At 55.0% G+C, this 15,936-nt stretch carries 11 protein-coding genes; 2 read left to right on the top strand and 9 right to left on the bottom strand.

Annotation, left to right across the window (positions count from 1 at the left end; translation table 11 throughout):
- Window positions 1–164: 164 nt before the first annotated feature.
- The 6 genes from BBCT_RS06555 to BBCT_RS06580 form a co-directional block, all read right to left on the bottom strand.
- Complete coding sequence (locus BBCT_RS06555; RefSeq protein WP_003834147.1) at window positions 165–800, bottom strand: TetR/AcrR family transcriptional regulator; 636 nt, start codon at window positions 798–800, stop codon at window positions 165–167.
- Between the two features lie 47 nt (window positions 801–847).
- Window positions 848–2,047 carry a glycoside hydrolase family 5 protein gene (locus tag BBCT_RS06560; protein ID WP_033512529.1) on the bottom strand — a complete coding sequence of 400 codons (1,200 nt, stop codon included), beginning with the start codon at window positions 2,045–2,047 and terminating at the stop codon, window positions 848–850.
- A 222-nt stretch (window positions 2,048–2,269) separates the two neighbouring features.
- Window positions 2,270–3,916 carry a glycoside hydrolase family 43 protein gene (locus BBCT_RS06565; RefSeq protein WP_003834142.1) on the bottom strand — a complete coding sequence of 549 codons (1,647 nt, stop codon included), beginning with the start codon at window positions 3,914–3,916 and terminating at the stop codon, window positions 2,270–2,272.
- A 62-nt stretch (window positions 3,917–3,978) separates the two neighbouring features.
- On the bottom strand, window positions 3,979–5,187 hold the full coding sequence (locus BBCT_RS06570) for a glycoside hydrolase family 5 protein (RefSeq protein WP_003834141.1): 1,209 nt from the start codon (window positions 5,185–5,187) through the stop codon (window positions 3,979–3,981).
- 274 nt (window positions 5,188–5,461) lie between these two features.
- The gene (locus BBCT_RS06575) at window positions 5,462–7,018 is read right to left on the bottom strand and encodes an alpha-N-arabinofuranosidase (protein ID WP_003834140.1); all 1,557 of its coding nucleotides are present in this window, start codon (window positions 7,016–7,018) and stop codon (window positions 5,462–5,464) included.
- Window positions 7,019–7,174: 156 nt separating this feature from the next.
- Window positions 7,175–8,431 (bottom strand): MFS transporter, encoded by a 1,257-nt coding sequence (locus tag BBCT_RS06580; RefSeq protein ID WP_033512531.1) that lies wholly within the window; start codon window positions 8,429–8,431, stop codon window positions 7,175–7,177.
- A 227-nt stretch (window positions 8,432–8,658) separates the two neighbouring features.
- Here BBCT_RS06580 and BBCT_RS06585 point away from each other — a divergent pair, with 227 nt between their 5' ends.
- Entirely contained in the window at window positions 8,659–9,390 is a 732-nt protein-coding gene (locus BBCT_RS06585) for a TetR/AcrR family transcriptional regulator (RefSeq protein ID WP_003834136.1), read from the top strand.
- Window positions 9,391–9,606: 216 nt separating this feature from the next.
- Here BBCT_RS06585 and BBCT_RS06590 read toward each other — a convergent pair whose 3' ends face one another.
- Together BBCT_RS06590 and BBCT_RS06595 are read right to left on the bottom strand one after the other, a co-directional pair.
- Window positions 9,607–10,950, bottom strand: coding sequence for a glycoside hydrolase family 30 protein (locus BBCT_RS06590; protein WP_003834134.1), 1,344 nt, complete (start codon window positions 10,948–10,950; stop codon window positions 9,607–9,609).
- 384 nt (window positions 10,951–11,334) lie between these two features.
- Entirely contained in the window at window positions 11,335–12,660 is a 1,326-nt protein-coding gene (locus BBCT_RS06595; RefSeq protein ID WP_003834132.1) for an MFS transporter, read from the bottom strand.
- A 355-nt stretch (window positions 12,661–13,015) separates the two neighbouring features.
- Here BBCT_RS06595 and BBCT_RS06600 point away from each other — a divergent pair, with 355 nt between their 5' ends.
- Window positions 13,016–13,642, top strand: coding sequence for a TetR/AcrR family transcriptional regulator (locus tag BBCT_RS06600; protein WP_003834130.1), 627 nt, complete (start codon window positions 13,016–13,018; stop codon window positions 13,640–13,642).
- A 33-nt stretch (window positions 13,643–13,675) separates the two neighbouring features.
- Here BBCT_RS06600 and BBCT_RS06605 read toward each other — a convergent pair whose 3' ends face one another.
- Window positions 13,676–15,802 (bottom strand): beta-galactosidase, encoded by a 2,127-nt coding sequence (locus tag BBCT_RS06605; protein WP_003834127.1) that lies wholly within the window; start codon window positions 15,800–15,802, stop codon window positions 13,676–13,678.
- Window positions 15,803–15,936: the final 134 nt, after the last annotated feature.

A 15,936-nucleotide genomic window follows, 5' to 3' on the forward strand; every position in this document is an offset into this window, starting at 1 on the left:
TACGGGAAGCGCAGCAGGTAGTCTGACTGCATCAAAATGGTCGACATCTCAAGAAACCAGCATGTCTCTTTCAGCAAACTTTTCAGGCACTACCACAATAGAAGATAAGCAAAATGAGGGTGGCCGTCAGGTCACCCCCGAACGTATGCGGAACACACATAAAATCAGCGGCATGCATCCCAGAGGGGCGCGGGAAACAGCAGATTCTCCATTTCGGACCATTCCTCACACAAGTCCACTTCCGGTTCGCGCAGCCACCACAGCTGAATGCCATCCATGATTTCCATGGCTTTGCGCACCACTGGCCGCATGCTGCCGGCCCATGCGCCCAATTGCGGCGGAACCACCCACGGGTATTTCGAGTAGTGTTCCCAGATGTCCTCCATGCGTCCCATGAATTCGTCATGCAATGGGTGATCCGGGTTCAGGGATTCCACCGACAGCACGGTGAACAGCTGCACCATCATGCGGCGGCGCGAGTTGTGTTTCACCAGGTAGCGCAGATACGCGGGAAAATGCGGCGCGGACGGGTCGCTGCCCGGCATGCCCGAAGAGAAGAAGTCCTCCGGCGTGCCGGTCTGCCCGTAGTATTCGTCATATACCAGCGCCAGCATTTTGTCTTTGTTGTCGACGTATCGCAACACGCCTTGTTTGGAGATGCCGACCCTGTCGGCCACGTCTTGGATGGAAATGCCATTGAATCCACGCTCACTGATCAGCTGAACAGCCGCATCCAGCACTTCCGCTCGACGCTCCTGCGGTGATTTTCGGATACGTTTCGAAGTCTCTTCCTCTGCCATGATTCCGAGTCTAATGCACCTTGCGTCGATTGCCGTTGATTGACTGCCTATGGCACGTCATCGTGAGAGGTATCCGCCCGAATCCATCCATGACGCCATACGCGAGTCAGATCCCACGCCTCAAGATTGCCGCCGTTGCGAGGATCCCGCGGCGGTTTCCCTTCGCCACTACCCGGTTTCGCGGAGCGCGCAAGCTGGTAGCTCCAATAGATCTGCCCCGCCGACACGTCCCATGCCGCGCGTTGCAATCGTGACACTTGGCGGTATGCAGCCGATCGGTTTTGGCTGTGTAGGGCCCACTGATTCTCCACGCACCACTCGCCCACCAGCACGGGAATACGACGGGCCGCCGAACGGATGGCGATGCCACTCGCGCCCACCAGCATCCGGTACAGCCATGGCAGTCGCCGCGATCGCAGGTACAGCCGGCGTGCCGGTCCCGAAAACAGCGGATCCTCCATCGCGATGAGATACTGATGGGTGTCGAGCATGACGTTGCGCATGCCAGCACGACGGAACCAACCACCCCAGCGGAGCAGTCGGAAACCGTCATGGAATACGATCACGGTTTCCGGACGTAGCACGGCGCGCAACCGGGCGTAAGCGTCGCGGTAGAAGCGCTTCAGAAAACGCAGTGAGACATACGTGCTACCGGAAGCCTCATGAGAGTCTTTCGCCGTGTTCGACGTGCTATGGAACACTGACCAGCTCACTGGTTCGTTGAGTACTTCGATGCCGTGCAGGGCCGGTTCGTCGCGGTATCGGCGAGCCAATCGCTCCAGCACGTTCAGCGTGTACTCCACCAAGTCCGTATTCTGCGCCCATTTGCACACACCCGTCAGACCGCCGTTGTCGAAACCATTCTGCGAGCCGGGCACGGTATGCAGGTCGATCATGATCTTCAGTCCCGTCTCCCGCGCCCAACGGAACGCGCGGTCGAGGTACGTGATGCAGCCCGGATGCCCGGGCCAGTCGCCGAAGATGAAATACGGTATGGGAATGCGTACGAGGTTGATTCCGTGGTCGGCGATGATACGAAAATCCTCCAAGGTGATGTAGGTTTCGCGGTGCCGGCGCAGTTCCTCGGCTAGATTCCGTTCGGACCAGAGGGATACGTGCGTGCGGTGCATCCAGATTTCATCGTCTTCGGCGCTGCGGGTGAACGGTTTCGGATCCATCCATTTCTCCAGCACCAGCCAGTTGCCGAGGTTCACGCCGTCGATTCGCTCGTCGATGCCTAGCACCATGCGTCTCACCGCCCTTACGTTCGGGGGTTGCCCGACTTTTCGTTTCCGCCCATCACAACCCATGGCAAAACCCATTCGGCCCAATGGGCCAAGGAACCGCGCGTCATTCGCAACGTTCCTTGGTCCATTGTATGCGCCCCGCGAGCGGCCACGCGGCCGCTCGGAATCGGATCACAGCCGGATCAGGGTCGTTGAATGATCGTGGTGGCCGGCCGGGCGGGATCAGTCGACGGGCTTCGTCTCGTCCGCCTCGTAGTCGAAGAAGTCGAAGTCGGCGGTCTTCTCGTGCAGAGCGGCGTCGGTGACGGCGATGCCGACCATAGTGCCGGTGAATTCGCCGTACTTGCAGTATTCGTCAGAGAAGGTGGTAGTGTCGAAATCCGGGCCAATCTTGGTCCAGTTCTCGCCATCATAACCCCACTCGAACCAAGTACGACGACCTTCGATATTCAAACGGAAATAGATCGGCTTGTCTTCCACAGCAACGCGAGTGTCAAGCATTTCCGTCTTTTCACCGTTTTCGAGACGCACAATCGAAATCGCGCTGCCGCCAAGCGTCTGTGAATAATACTTGCGCAGGAAAATATTATTCATGTTGTCGTAGTAGATGGTCAAGCCAGCGCTGTGCTGGTAGACTTCCGGCTCGAACTCCATCTTCGTGGTGACGGTGGCGTACACGCTGGTGAGTTTGCGTGCGATCAGGCTCGTGCGGTTGAGCGATGCCAACGATTCCTCGCCGCGGATGCGCAGCCAACCGGGGCGTTCCGTCACGTTGGCGAAGGTGGTCGGCATCTGCCGCGGCGAATAATACCAGTTGCCGATCGCGCCGCCGTCGAAGTCGTCGTGCCCGGGAATCTCCGGCATCGGCGCATCCGGCAGATCCGGCTCTTCGACTTCGAGTTTGGCCAGATTGGAGCCGTCCGCCATGCGCAGCCAGCCGTCATTCGTCCATGTCATCTTCTGAATGGCGGTTTCACGGCCAAGCGTACAACGTAATTCCGGCACAAACGGACGGCTGGTCAGGTGCACAAGATATGTCTCGCCGTTCGGCAGATCCACGTAGGAGCCGTGCCCGGACTTCTGCAGCACGGAATCCGGGTTGAAATAGCGCGGCTTCAAATGATCGTCATCAGCACGCTCGTTTGACTCCTTCGGCTGCGAAGTGACGAGCGGACCATTCGGATCCGGCTCATACGGACCCCACACATTGCGGGAACGGCCCATGGTCACGGCATGGTTGTAGCCAGTGCCACCCTCGGCGCACATAATGTAATACCAGCCGTCACGCTTGGTCAGATGCGGAGCCTCAATGCAGCCACGATCAGTAGCGCCACGCCATATACGCTTCGGATAGCCAACCACATGCTTGGTTTCCGGATCATATTCCACACAGCAGATCACGCCCGGCTTCTCATAGCCTTCACGGGTCTCCCACTCCAAGCTGACGATGTACTTCTTGCCATTGTCATCATGTAAAATGGACGCGTCGAAACCAGAAGATGTCAGATATACCGGCTCGCTCCACGGACCTTCAATGCTCTTTGACTTAATCAGATAATTATTCACGTCGAAATAGCGTGCATTCATGGAGTTCATAACGCCGTAAATCACGTAAAACATGTCCTCTTCCTCACAATACGTGAGACATGGAGCCCAAATGCCCTTAGCGCTCGGCAGCTTGGTGAGGTTCGGCTTCGTATCATCAGTAAGCACGTGGGTGAGCAGCTCCCAATGCTTCATATCCTTCGAATGGTAAATCGGAATACCCGGGAACCATTCGAATGTAGAGACAGCAACATAGTAGTCGTCGCCTTTACGGCAGATGGCCGGATCAGGATTGAAGCCTTTGAAGATCGGATTATGCAGCATTGTCGTTCCTTAATGTTCTTGATATCACGCGTTGCTTTGTACGATTCTTGCGTCCGACGGAATCACTTTTGGACGGGGAACCAGTTTTGGGCGATGCAGCGTCCAAGGTCCCATGCGTCCCAGCCGATCCAGCCGGGAGTGTTGACAGTGTCAGTGAGCAGCTTGTAGTTCCAGTAGTAGAAGCCGCTGCCCTTGCTCCATGCGGCGAGCTGGGATTCGGCTAGGCCCCGGTACAGCGAGCGCTTCTGTTCGGCGGTCAGGGTTTCGACCTGAGCCCCTTCCTCGCCGTTGAGCACGCTTTGGCCGCCGTGGGTGTCCACACCGCAGCCGACGGAGTTGAACAGGCACCACTCCCCCACAATCACCGGGAAGTATTCGCTCATCTCGGCGATCATCGGCGCATAGGTATTCCTCACGAAGTCGTCGTAGCCCTCCGCTGTCTGCGGGCAACCCATCGTTTCGGCGGTCATGAGGTATTGGTGGGTATCGAGGACCACGTTCTTAAACTCGGGCGCGAGCTTGCCGTCGGGGCCGCGCATGAAGTCCTTCCACTGTTCGATGTCGAAACCGTCGTGGAACACCACGACTTTGTCGGTCGGCAACGCGCCCTTGTCAGCGTCGCGCAGACGGTGGTAGGCGGTGATGTAGAAGTTCTTGAGCCAGTCGAATGCGATCGGGCCGGTGCCTTCGGCGAGTTCCGGATCGACCGCCTTGTAGCGTTCGGTCACGTTCGCCATCGGCCAGCAGGTGGTGGTGTTCGGCTCGTTGATGATTTCGATGCCCATCAGCGCCCGACGATGGCCGTACCGCTTGGAGAGGCGTTCGAGCACGGACAGCACGAATTCGACTTCGTCGGGCAGCTGCGCCCACTTGCACACGCCGGAGATGCCGCCGTTGTCGAAGCCGTTTTGGCTCATCGGTGCGGTGTGCAGATCGATAAGGATGGTCAGGCCGTATTTCTCGGCCCAGTTGAAGGCCTTGTCGAGTTCGTCGATGCAGCCGATGAACGGCGCGCGGTCGCCGAAGATGAAGTACGGCACGGGGATGCGCACGGAGTTCAGTCCCCACGATTTGATGGTGGCGAAGTCGCGCTCGTTGATGTATTCGGCGCGGTGGGTCCTGATACGGGCCTCGTAGACGGCCGGATCAAGTTGCGTCGGCAGATAGTATTCGTCATCGGCAGTGGTTCCATCGAATAATGCCGGGTTCATCCACTTTTCCAGAACCAGCCAGTTACCCAGGTTCACGCCCTTGATGTAATTAAGGTCCATATGCACTCCTTCGTACGCTTTCAATCATATTTTTTATTACTTAGTAATTACTAAGTTAGATGATAGTACATTTTTCTCCTCCCCGCAACTCGTCTCGGACATCTCTCCGAACCGCTGTCGCACTATTTCGCATAAAGCACCCTTTGCGAAAATCGTGGGACCGACAATCAAAATCGTGCAGCAATTTCACAGAATCATGCGATTAATCATAAGAAAAAAGCCTCTTTCTTGCGGGAAGAAAGAGGCAACCTGCAGCCGGAGAGACGATTACTGCTTATCGCTGGCGAATCGTTACGTGCAAGGCACTCACCGAGGCAGCGGGCAACGTTACCGTCAGCTCGGCACCGCCGGCAGATTCGTGCACGCTCACGGCACTATCCACGTCCACGGCATGAGTGCGCACCAGATCCGAATGCTCCACTGTGTTGCAATCATGCGGATCTTCGGAAGCAAGCGTTTCCATCGAATCAACCTGAGCGCCGCACGGCAAATGCAGCCGCACTTCGGCACCATCGTTCATATGCGCATTGGTGAGATTAATCAGCAGCTGCGTGCCATCCTCATTACGTGACGCAAACGTATACACGGCAGAATCCTCGGAATCGTTACGCGCCACATCAAGTGCGGTCATGCCACGATGCGCCTTATACATCATGAACACATCGTAGTTAGGCGTAAGGATGGTCCGATCGCCTTCAGTCAAGATCAGTGAGTTAAGCACATTGATGGTCTGCGCGTTACACGCCATGGTCACCTTGTCGCAATTACGCTGCAGCAGATCCAACGTAAGCGCGGTGGTGATGGCGTCACGCATGGTCACCTGCTGCTTGAGCGCAGGGCGTGCGAAGAATGCGGTCTTGTGCCAATTGCCCCATTCGCCGATGATTAGATCGACATGCGCGAGCTTGGAATCCATAGCCACCTCCGGCTCATGAATAAGCGCCAGGCCGTCATTCATCAAACGCCACTGATCACGCAGAATATCTTCAAGTTCGAGGCATCCCTCAATCACCGCATTCCAGCCGTCTTCATCGAACCGGGTGGGAGTGTCGGCATCGTTGTCCACATTCCAATTGTAGAAGTGCAGATCATAGCCGTCGATATTCGGCTGACGATATTCGGCAAGACCACGGAAGAAATCCTGGGTCCACTGCACGCGTTCGCGCGGCTTGTTGCCGTCAGGACCACTCGCAATAGCATACATTGGGGTCGGCGCGAACACATCGGTGGTGAAGCTCGGCATGGCGGATGCGAACCTGCGGTATTCATTGAGGTAGGTCCGCGGAGTCATGGTACCGCCGCCAGCCCACACTTCGTTGCCGATCCCCCAATATTTCACCCCGTAAGGTGCCTTATGGCCGTTAGCCTCACGTTCCTTGGCAAGATCAGTGGGCTGCGCACGATTGCAGTACTCCATCCAATCCTTCATTTCGGCGACTGTGCCGGAAAGCATGTTGATATTGATCCACGGTTCAGCGCCGAGCATTTCACACAAACGCAGGAATTCGTCGGTGCCGAAGCTGTGATCGTCCAGCTCATAGGTGGCGAAATTCTCGTTGAAAGTGGTTTTACGTTCGCTTTGCGGGCCCACACCGTCACGCCAATGGTAGGTATCCGCATAGCATCCGCCCGGCCAGCGAATAACCGGCGGCTGCAATGCACGCAAAGCATCCAATGTGGCCTTGCGGTAGCCACGCTCGTTTTCGATCGGGGAATCCTCTCCCACCCATAGACCTTCATCAATGCATTCGCCAAGGAATTCAATGAATTGGCCATGCAGTTTCGGATCGATACGACCAATCGTACTGTTCGGGTCAATGCAGACAACCATGGTTTGCTCCTTTTGCCGTAGTGCTCACATCTGCAACGTTCGTAATTCGTATGGTTCTTGTAGTTATTGTGCCGCACAATATATGCGAAATGGCCGAAGATTCCAGGAGAGATAATGAAAGAATCTCCGGCCAAGTTATTTCGAAAAGCGCCGACGCTACTTCACCTTTTTAATCATCAGAATGAAGATGCAGGCGAGCGCCACCATAATGATTGCCGTCGGGAACACCAGTCCGTACGAGCCGGTAGCTACCACAATGGCGGAGGTGACAATCGGGCCGACCATCTGACCGAGAGTAGTGGCAATGTTCAAAATGCCCAGATCCTTCCCGGCCTCTTCTTCATTCGGCAGAACGTCAACATTGAGCGCCTGATCGACGGAACCGTACATGCCGTAGCCGAAGCCACCGATGGCGGAGAAGAGAATCATGCCCAACGCGTTGTGCATGAGCCATGGCAGAGCATAACCGATGGCGAGCAGCACGCTTGCGGCCACAACCGGAATCTTACGGCGACCGATTTTGTCGGAAATCGGACCTGCGGAAAGCGCGGAAATCAGGGAGACAACCATCAGCACCAAGCTCATGGTAGAAATGGTGGCCGCGGAATCTTCAACACTTTGACCAATGTAGTCCTGCAGAATATACAGCTGGTAGTTGAGAATCATGTAGTAGCTGAACAGCAGCAGGGAACGGCCGATAAATGCCAGCCAGAAGTCGCGAGCGCCTTTGGTCGGCGGACGGAAGCTCATGATAATACCCTTGAAATCAACCTTTTCCTTAGGCATATCCTTGCTGGACTTTTCCTTCGGCCAGAAGACCACGGCAAGCACACCGGAAAGACCCATAGCCACACCGGACACGATGAAGCCCGGGAGCTGCAGGGTGATGAACTGCGCACCAACAATCTGACCAAGAGCAGAACCGAACAACGTACCTGCAGAGATAAATGCGGACATGGTGCCGCGCATATCTTCAGGAATACGGTCAGACAGAGATGCGATGACCGGTGCGATCATCATGTTCAGACCAACCATGGAAATGCAGTAGCTGATGCCAATGCTCACACCGTCCGGCAGAATGCCGATGAGGAACAGCGAAATGCCCGCAACAATGCCGCCCGATGCGATCCATGGCGTACGACGTCCGAAGATCGAGCGCGTACGGTCAGACATGTTGCCAACCACGAGGTTGGAAATCAGCGAAGCCAATGCCGTGGCCGAATTCAGCACGCCGAAAATGGCGTCTTTGCTGTCGGGCGCGATATCAGCCAAACGCTGCGGCAGCAGCACTGCAGCAACGATCTGTAACGCCAGCATCCATGCGAACGAGAACACGAAGAACGCTACGCAGAAACGCGTTTTGTCGATTTTGGAAAGCTCGTTGGCATGTTCCGCAGGCCGTACGTCAGTCATGCTTGTCTCCTTATCTTTCTTTTTCAAAGTCAGCCCTCTACGTTTTTTGCCGAATCTTCAATGATCATGCAAACAACAGGCAAGAGAGGCGTTGTGTTGAAGTCAACTCTCATCGGCTTCGTCAGTTATCTTATATCTTAAAGATATAAGATAACAAATCGGCGTGTCGAGCAACGACCTACTTTCAAGCACAGCAATCAACCGCATAACCGCAATATCGAAACCACATGAAAACGCATGTGGACAGCGGCAATAGTATTCTTCAAATCAGTATGGAATCACAGGAAAACACATCAGCAAACAGCATCAAGAGCCGTCCAATCAACCAAAGAAAACGACTCTCCCCAGCGCAGCGACGAAAACAAATCACACAAGAAGCGGTAACCCTAATCACGCAATACGGGTCATACGGCTTCCCAATGCAAGCATTAGCCGATGCAGTTGGCATGACCCTGCCCGGACTCAACCATTACGTCAAAAACCGAGAAGAATTACTCTCATTGGTCATCGAAACGTTCTACGACTCCGAAGAAGGCAATGCCCACACGACATTGGGCGCAGCCATCAGCCACTGCGACCAAACAGATTCAGCAACCAAAGAACGCCGACATCTGCCCGGCACATTGCACGAAACCGTGCGCTTCAACGCCAAACGTCCCGAACTTGTCGCACTGTTCATGCGCCTCGCCATCGAAGCGTCCGATCCAGAACACCCAGCCCACGAGTTCTACCAGAACAGACACAATTCGATTTTGATCGACATGACCAGCGTGGACTGGGAACTACCGGAAGAATACCGCGATCCAGAACGCCTGCATGACCTCATCGTCACCGCGTTCTTTGCCATGGACGGCGTGCAAATCCAGTCGTTAACCAATCCCAACGAATCCATGATGCAGCTATGGGAACGCGCAGAACGCATCCTATTCCCCTCCCCCACATGGGACGGCTACCGCTGAACAGAGCGCAAACAAGCAAAGACACCGCAAAAGCAAAAAGGCGTTTGCCTGCGGCGACCAGTAACCGATCACCATAGGCAAACGCCCCGCAACACAACACCGGCTTGCGAAGATGGCAGGAAGAGAAGGGAAACCTGCCATCCGGCATTCAACAAACCGCTGCCACAACCAAGCCGACGCGTTACGCACACATTCGCATCAGCCAGGCAGCTCCCGTCAGTCCAGCACAAACGTGTTGAACGAACGCGGAGCAAGCGTCACCTTGATACCGCGATCGGCATTGCAAGGATCGGCAAATTCAAACGGACGCTCCTCTTCGAGAGCGTTCTGGGCCACCACCACAATGGTGCCATCCGGATTACGGAACGCAATAGCCATCGAATTGAAATGACCCGTAGTGCCAAGCACATGCGCACCCGGCTTAACGAAATGCAAGAAATGACGCATCACATAATATTCCGGATTACGGCGAACCTCATGCGTATCCGCAGTAATGGTGAACAGTGAATTCTGCCACCACCCCCACGTAGAATCCTGATCGTCAAGAATCATATTCCAATAAGTGTAAGCAGTCGCGCCATTACGCAAATAATGGTTGATCAAGTGGAAAATATACTCCGCATATTCCCACGTATTATCGCCCATACCGCATTCGGATTCAGACTGAATCAGCTCGATTTCAGGCCAGGATTCATGCGTACGCGCAATACAGTTCTGGCCGGCCCACTGGTAAGCGATGCCCTTGATGTACTTGCGAGCGCCATCGTCGAACAGAATATTGTCGACAAAACGGTTGTAATTATTCAGCTTCATGCCGTAGCCGCCGGTCCACGCCATATCTTCCGGACCATTCAGCGTACCCAGCCAAATATCGGTGTCAAGACCAGCTTCGTCAAAAGCAGGTCCAAGATAATCGCGGATGAACACCTTGAGCGCTTCGGAATCCCACAATGCACTCGGGAACTTCTGATCGGCAAACACCTCATTCTGCACATGCAGCTGATTCACGGTAATGCCATGCTCGGCATAAGCTTGAATGTACTTGACGAAATACTTCGCATATGCCTTAAGATTCTCAGGCGTCTGCACCAAACGACCATAGTTATAAGCCTTCGGACGCTTCATCCATGTCGGCGGGCTCCACGGGCTGGAGAACAGTTGCATGTTCGGCTGCCATTCCTGCGCGCGATGAATATACGGAATCAGCGTCCGCTCATCATGTTCGACGGAGAAATGCTCCATCTCATAATCGCCGTCGGTCTCGTTATAGCTATACCAATGATCGGCGAAATCATTGGCACCGACCGGCGCACGATTGAAGGTGAAGTTCATCTCATCCGGGCTGAACAGTTCCTTGATGATCTGATCACGTTCCTCTTCAGTAACCGTCTGCAGAGGAAGCCAGCCAAGCTCGTTGAAGCAGCCGCCGAAGCCACGCAATGCCTGATATTCATTGCCATCAAGCTGCAGATCGGAAGCGGAAGTGGCATGCGTGGATTCAATTTCGGATGATTTGTCGGCAAGCTTGTTGTCTTGCGTTGTCGCGATCCAAGTAGCCATGGAAAGTCCTTAGTATTGTCGCTGATTCTTTGGATTTATATTTATTCGTTTTTTTGAGTTGTTTTTATTTGATTATTGGGATTTAGTTATCGATATTTAGTTTTTGAGATTGAATTATTGAGATTGAATTATCGGCAACGCAATTTCATTTCAGTAAGCGCAAAAACCGCAGGACGCCGCGATAATCTATTCACGACACGCTCCAGGCCGCTCTAGCCAAGTCTTTACGGTCTTAAACAGATTATCGCGGCATCCTGCTCGTAACGCTATGACGTTACGTTTGCACTGTTATTTAGTTTTGCATTGTTGTTCAGTTTTGGAAAACTTCCTATTACCTCTCTTCCTCTCCTCTTTCGAAATTGAGGGGAGGGGGAAGGGATGGGGTTACTTGACCTTCTTGATGGCCATGATGAAGAAGCAGCCGATGATGGCCAAGGCGATGGCGGTCGGGAAGGCGAAGTTGTAGCCGAGGGACACCACGATGGTGGACATGATGACCGGGCCGCACATCTGACCAAGGGTGGTGCCCATGTTCAGAATGCCCAGATCCTTGCCAGCCTCTTCCTTGTTCGGCAGCACATCAACGAGCAGAGCCTGATCGACCGCGGAGTAGACAGCGTAGCCGAGGCCAGCGATGCCAGCGAACAGGTACATGCCCAGGGTGGACGGGATCAGCCACGGCATGGCGATACCGATAGCGAAGAGCACGGAAGCCACGACAACCGGAGCCTTACGACGGCCGATGAGATCGGAAACCGGGCCGGAGATGAAGGAGCCGACCAGAGACATGACCATCATGAGCATGGCAACGACGGACACGGTGACAGCGGATTCCTTGACGGACTGACCAATGTAGTTCTGGATGATGTAGAGCTGGTAGACGTTGATCATCTGGTAGCTCATGAGCATGCAGAAACGGCCGGCGAAAGCCTTGTAGAAGTCGTGGGCGCCAGCGAACTTCGGCGGACGGAAGGATACGAGGACGTCCTTGAAGGAGCCCTCTTCCTTCGGCAGGAAGTCAGCGGACTGTTCCTTCGGCAGGATAATCACGGCGACGATACCGCCAAGGAACATGAGCACGCCTGCGACAGCGAAGCCGGCAGTCAGGTTTTCGATGAAGAATGCGCCGATCATGGTGCCGATCGGAGTACCGATGGTGGAGCCTGCGCCATAGAAGGCGGACATGGTGCCGCGGATGCCAGACGGCACGCGGTCAGACAGCACGGCGACCAGCGGGGCAATCATGCAGTTGAGGCCGAACATGCAGGCGCAGTAGAAGATGGTGAGCAGCACCGCGTTGTGCGTGGTGCCGGTCAGGAACAGGGTGACGCCACCAAGCACCGCACCGAAAACGATCCACGGAGTACGACGACCGAACCTGGAGCGGGAACGATCGGAGAAGTTGCCGAACATCAGGTTGGCAACTAGGGATGCCACTGCGGTGAACGCATTGACGATGCCAACGAGAGCATCCGGATCGGCGCCTTCGATGGTCTTGTAATGCATCGGCAGAAGCACGGCGGAGACGATGCCGAGACCCGACATCCACAGCACGCCGAACAGCAGGAAGCCCGCACCGAAACGGATGGTGTTGACCTTGCTCAGTGGCTTGCCGGTTTCAGGAGACAGCTGCGGATCCTTGTCTGCAGCGGCGATGTTGGCGTTATAACGCACCAAACGCTCCTCTTTGCTTGCGATTGCTTCACTCATGAAACTCTCTCCTTCGATTCATGTTTCAGTAGTGTTTTCTGTGATATTCCTGTTTTCCGATAGGGCTTCTCTGCCCAATCAACTAACTACCACTTGGTAACTAGCTGGTTTTCATCATAGATGCCCTTTCGAAAGAACGCAAGTCAGACGCGAATTTTTCCGACGGCAGCGTTTTTCAAATAGCAATCCACAACGATTCGCCCCATACGGCAACTTTAGTTTTTATTCTTAGTAACTACTTAGTTAAAGCATATTACAATCTCTTGTGTCTGTCATTTTCCGGCGTGTCCCAACGTTTCCAACACACTTCCTCTCCCCCTTCTTGTAACTTAGTAAGCACAAGAGAGGAGAACGCATGCGTCGCCGCACCGAAAGCAAAACCAAGAAACGAATGAGCGCAGAAGACCGCAAGAAAGCGATTCTCGAAACCACGGTCTCTTTCATCTCACAATTCGGATTCTGGGGATTTACCATTCGCGACGTGGCACAAGCTCAGAACATCACCGAAGCAGGCCTCCTTTACTACTTCAAATCCAAAGAACAACTCCTTGAAGCGACACTCAAATACGCCGATCGCACTAACCAAATCGCCATTGCAGAGCATCTTGGCGTCGAAGGCGTGACCGGCGAAGTCTTGCAAGACGGCATCGCATACCATTGCGATCTCGGACTCAAGGCCATCTCCACGGGAACCGTGGAAACCAACGCAGGCCGACCCGAAATGGTTCGCCTCTACACCCTGCTCGAAAGCGAGGCCCTAAGCAAAGACCATCCGGTGCACGAGTATTTCGAACAGCGCGAAATCAATCTGCTGAAGGAATACACGTTCGCAGCCAAACGAGATGGCGTCGCCGATCCGGAACGCACCGCACTGCAGGTGCTATCCGCCATGGAAGGCTTGCAATTGCGGTGGCTCAACGGATCTCACGATATCGATTTCGTTGGAGAATGGAAGGCCCTGATCGACCTTCTCATTCCCTAAACGTTCTCTTCTCGAGTTCTCTTATCGCAGATTTCAGCCGGCGATCACCGCAACATTCCAGCGGCCGATCGTCAACGGATCACCCTGCTTAACGGCTGCACCTTCCTTCAGCACGACTTCAGCATTTGCAACCTCATCAATACTGCCGTCGGTGGCGATGACGACCGGAGCGACCACTACTTCACCCTCAATCGGGCTTGCAACAGTAACTTCGTCGGCGGAATAGTTGAGCAGATACGTCACGTTCTCGCCGCGGGCATTCACACCCTGGCGAACCGCGACCTGTCCCGCGAGCGCGGTTCCAGCGCCCTCGACGCCGGCATGCTCCACGGCCTCTCGCATAACCGCACGAATGGAATCGGCGTCAAGCAGTGTGGCGACCCACTCGGCATCGCCCTTGCCGAATGCGTGACGGGTGACTGCGGCGTAATCCTTCCAAGCGTAGTGTCCATAGGATGCGAGCACCTCAGTATCGGCGTCGGCGTTCAACAGTTCGATCAGCGACTGAGCATCGGTGGACGCGGTTTCGGCGAGCGCACCTGCGAATTCCACGGAAACGTGGCCGTTTGGGCGGGTGAACTGGTTGTACGTCATGCCGAACACGTCGGTGAGGTTGTGCGGCGCGCGGTCGTGCCATACGGTCACCTCGTCGTCGGTCACGAAGGAGCGCATGGTGGAGACGAGGTGTCCGCCGTTTTCAACGAACGTACGCAGGCGATCCGTAGTTTCCTGAGATGCGCAGTAGAGCGCCGGGGTCACGATCATCTCGTATCTGGCGAGACGTTCGGCCGGAGCATCGGACGGCACGAAATCGCATTCGACGTTGAGCTCGAACAGCGCGTCGTAGACATTGCGCACCACGTCGTTGTATTTGAGGGTGCCGCCGAATGGGAAGCCGGCTTCGATGAGGAACCAGTCGAGCGCGGTCAGCGATTCGTTGCTGACCATGATGGCTACTTTGTTGTGCTTCTTCAGGTGGACGAGCCGCTCCCCCACTTCCGGTTTGGCGATCTCGCGACCGAATACGCCGGCTTCGCGGTACGTGGGGTTCGGTTCGAGGTCGTGGCTCAGCAGGCCCTTCCAATATGTTTCAAAGGAATTATGGATGGAGTGCCAATGCCAGTATTCCACCATGTCGGCGCCGGAGGCGAGGTGGGAGTAGGCCTGCAGGCGCAACTGGCCAGGGAATGGCACCCAGCCGTGCTGGCCTTGGGCCTCGGTTTCGAGCACCAGGTAGTTCTGGCCGTTCTTGGTGGAGCGGGTCATGTCGCCGCCGAAGGCGATCTCCTTGCCGGTCAGGTCGTCTTCGGTCGGGTGGTAGATGTCCACGCCGGTGATGTCCACTGCGGTCGCGGCCTTGAAGTGGTCGACGGCCGGCTGCACACCGAAGGAATAGCCACGCCATTCGAAATCGAAATTGTGGGTGATGAACTGGTCATCGTGGGCGTATTCGCGCACAATATCAGACTGCCACTGCAGGAAGGCACGCACCTGATCGCGACGGAATTTGTCAAATTCGCCGCCCAGGGACTCGTTGATGGTGGCGGTCACGTTCGGGAAGTCCTCCCAGGAGTCGATGCGGTTGGACCAGTAGTCGAGGCCGAAGTGGTGGTTCAGCTCATTCAGATCGCCATTGAACTTCTCATGCAGATACTTGACGAACAGACGCTGCATGTCGTTGGACACGGAATCGTAGTACTTGGTTTCATTATCGACTTGGTAGCCAATCACCGCCGGATGGTCGGCAACGTGGGAGATCAGCTTGCGGATCACGCGCTCACCGTAGAAACGGTAGGTGGCGTTGACGATGTCCATGATCTGGCGGGCGCCGTACTTGCCTTCGCCGTTCGGGGTGACCGCGAGCACGCTCGGATCGATCTTGACGAGCCAGCTCGGCACCGCGTAGGTTGGAGTGCCGACGATGACATCGATACCGGCACGCTGTGCCGCGTCGAGAGCACGATCCACATAGGTGAAGTCGAACGCACCCGGCTGCGGTTCGCAGGTGCTCCATGTGGATTCGGCAATACGGATAACGTTCAGTCCCGCTTCCTTCATCATCCTCATGTCTTCATCGACACGGTCGATGCCTTTCATCATGAGATATTCGTCGTAATATGCGGCACCGAAAAGAATGTGATCTGCCTCGTAACGACCCATGGATCCTCCATCGTCTTCATTGACTTGTTACTGATTGCTACTGTTTCTGCGTCTAAGGCTGTTCTTCTGCGATATCCCTGGGATATATCCTTGGATGCATCCTCGGAACTCTCATATCTAACAACCATTAGATA

The organism is Bifidobacterium catenulatum DSM 16992 = JCM 1194 = LMG 11043 (genome assembly GCF_001025195.1).
GTDB lineage: Bacteria > Actinomycetota > Actinomycetes > Actinomycetales > Bifidobacteriaceae > Bifidobacterium > Bifidobacterium catenulatum.

What these genes read in the sequence shown, in the direction of transcription:
- BBCT_RS06555 (WP_003834147.1), bottom strand. Translation starts at nt 800, where the DNA reads ATGGCAGAGGAAGAGACTTCGAAACGTATCCGAAAATCACCGCAGGAG.
- BBCT_RS06560 (WP_033512529.1), bottom strand. Translation starts at nt 2,047, where the DNA reads ATGGTGCTAGGCATCGACGAGCGAATCGACGGCGTGAACCTCGGCAAC.
- BBCT_RS06565 (WP_003834142.1), bottom strand. Translation starts at nt 3,916, where the DNA reads ATGCTGCATAATCCGATCTTCAAAGGCTTCAATCCTGATCCGGCCATC.
- BBCT_RS06570 (WP_003834141.1), bottom strand. Translation starts at nt 5,187, where the DNA reads ATGGACCTTAATTACATCAAGGGCGTGAACCTGGGTAACTGGCTGGTT.
- BBCT_RS06575 (WP_003834140.1), bottom strand. Translation starts at nt 7,018, where the DNA reads ATGGTTGTCTGCATTGACCCGAACAGTACGATTGGTCGTATCGATCCG.
- BBCT_RS06580 (WP_033512531.1), bottom strand. Translation starts at nt 8,431, where the DNA reads ATGACTGACGTACGGCCTGCGGAACATGCCAACGAGCTTTCCAAAATC.
- BBCT_RS06585 (WP_003834136.1), top strand. Translation starts at nt 8,659, where the DNA reads ATGAAAACGCATGTGGACAGCGGCAATAGTATTCTTCAAATCAGTATG.
- BBCT_RS06590 (WP_003834134.1), bottom strand. Translation starts at nt 10,950, where the DNA reads ATGGCTACTTGGATCGCGACAACGCAAGACAACAAGCTTGCCGACAAA.
- BBCT_RS06595 (WP_003834132.1), bottom strand. Translation starts at nt 12,660, where the DNA reads ATGAGTGAAGCAATCGCAAGCAAAGAGGAGCGTTTGGTGCGTTATAAC.
- BBCT_RS06600 (WP_003834130.1), top strand. Translation starts at nt 13,016, where the DNA reads ATGCGTCGCCGCACCGAAAGCAAAACCAAGAAACGAATGAGCGCAGAA.
- BBCT_RS06605 (WP_003834127.1), bottom strand. Translation starts at nt 15,802, where the DNA reads ATGGGTCGTTACGAGGCAGATCACATTCTTTTCGGTGCCGCATATTAC.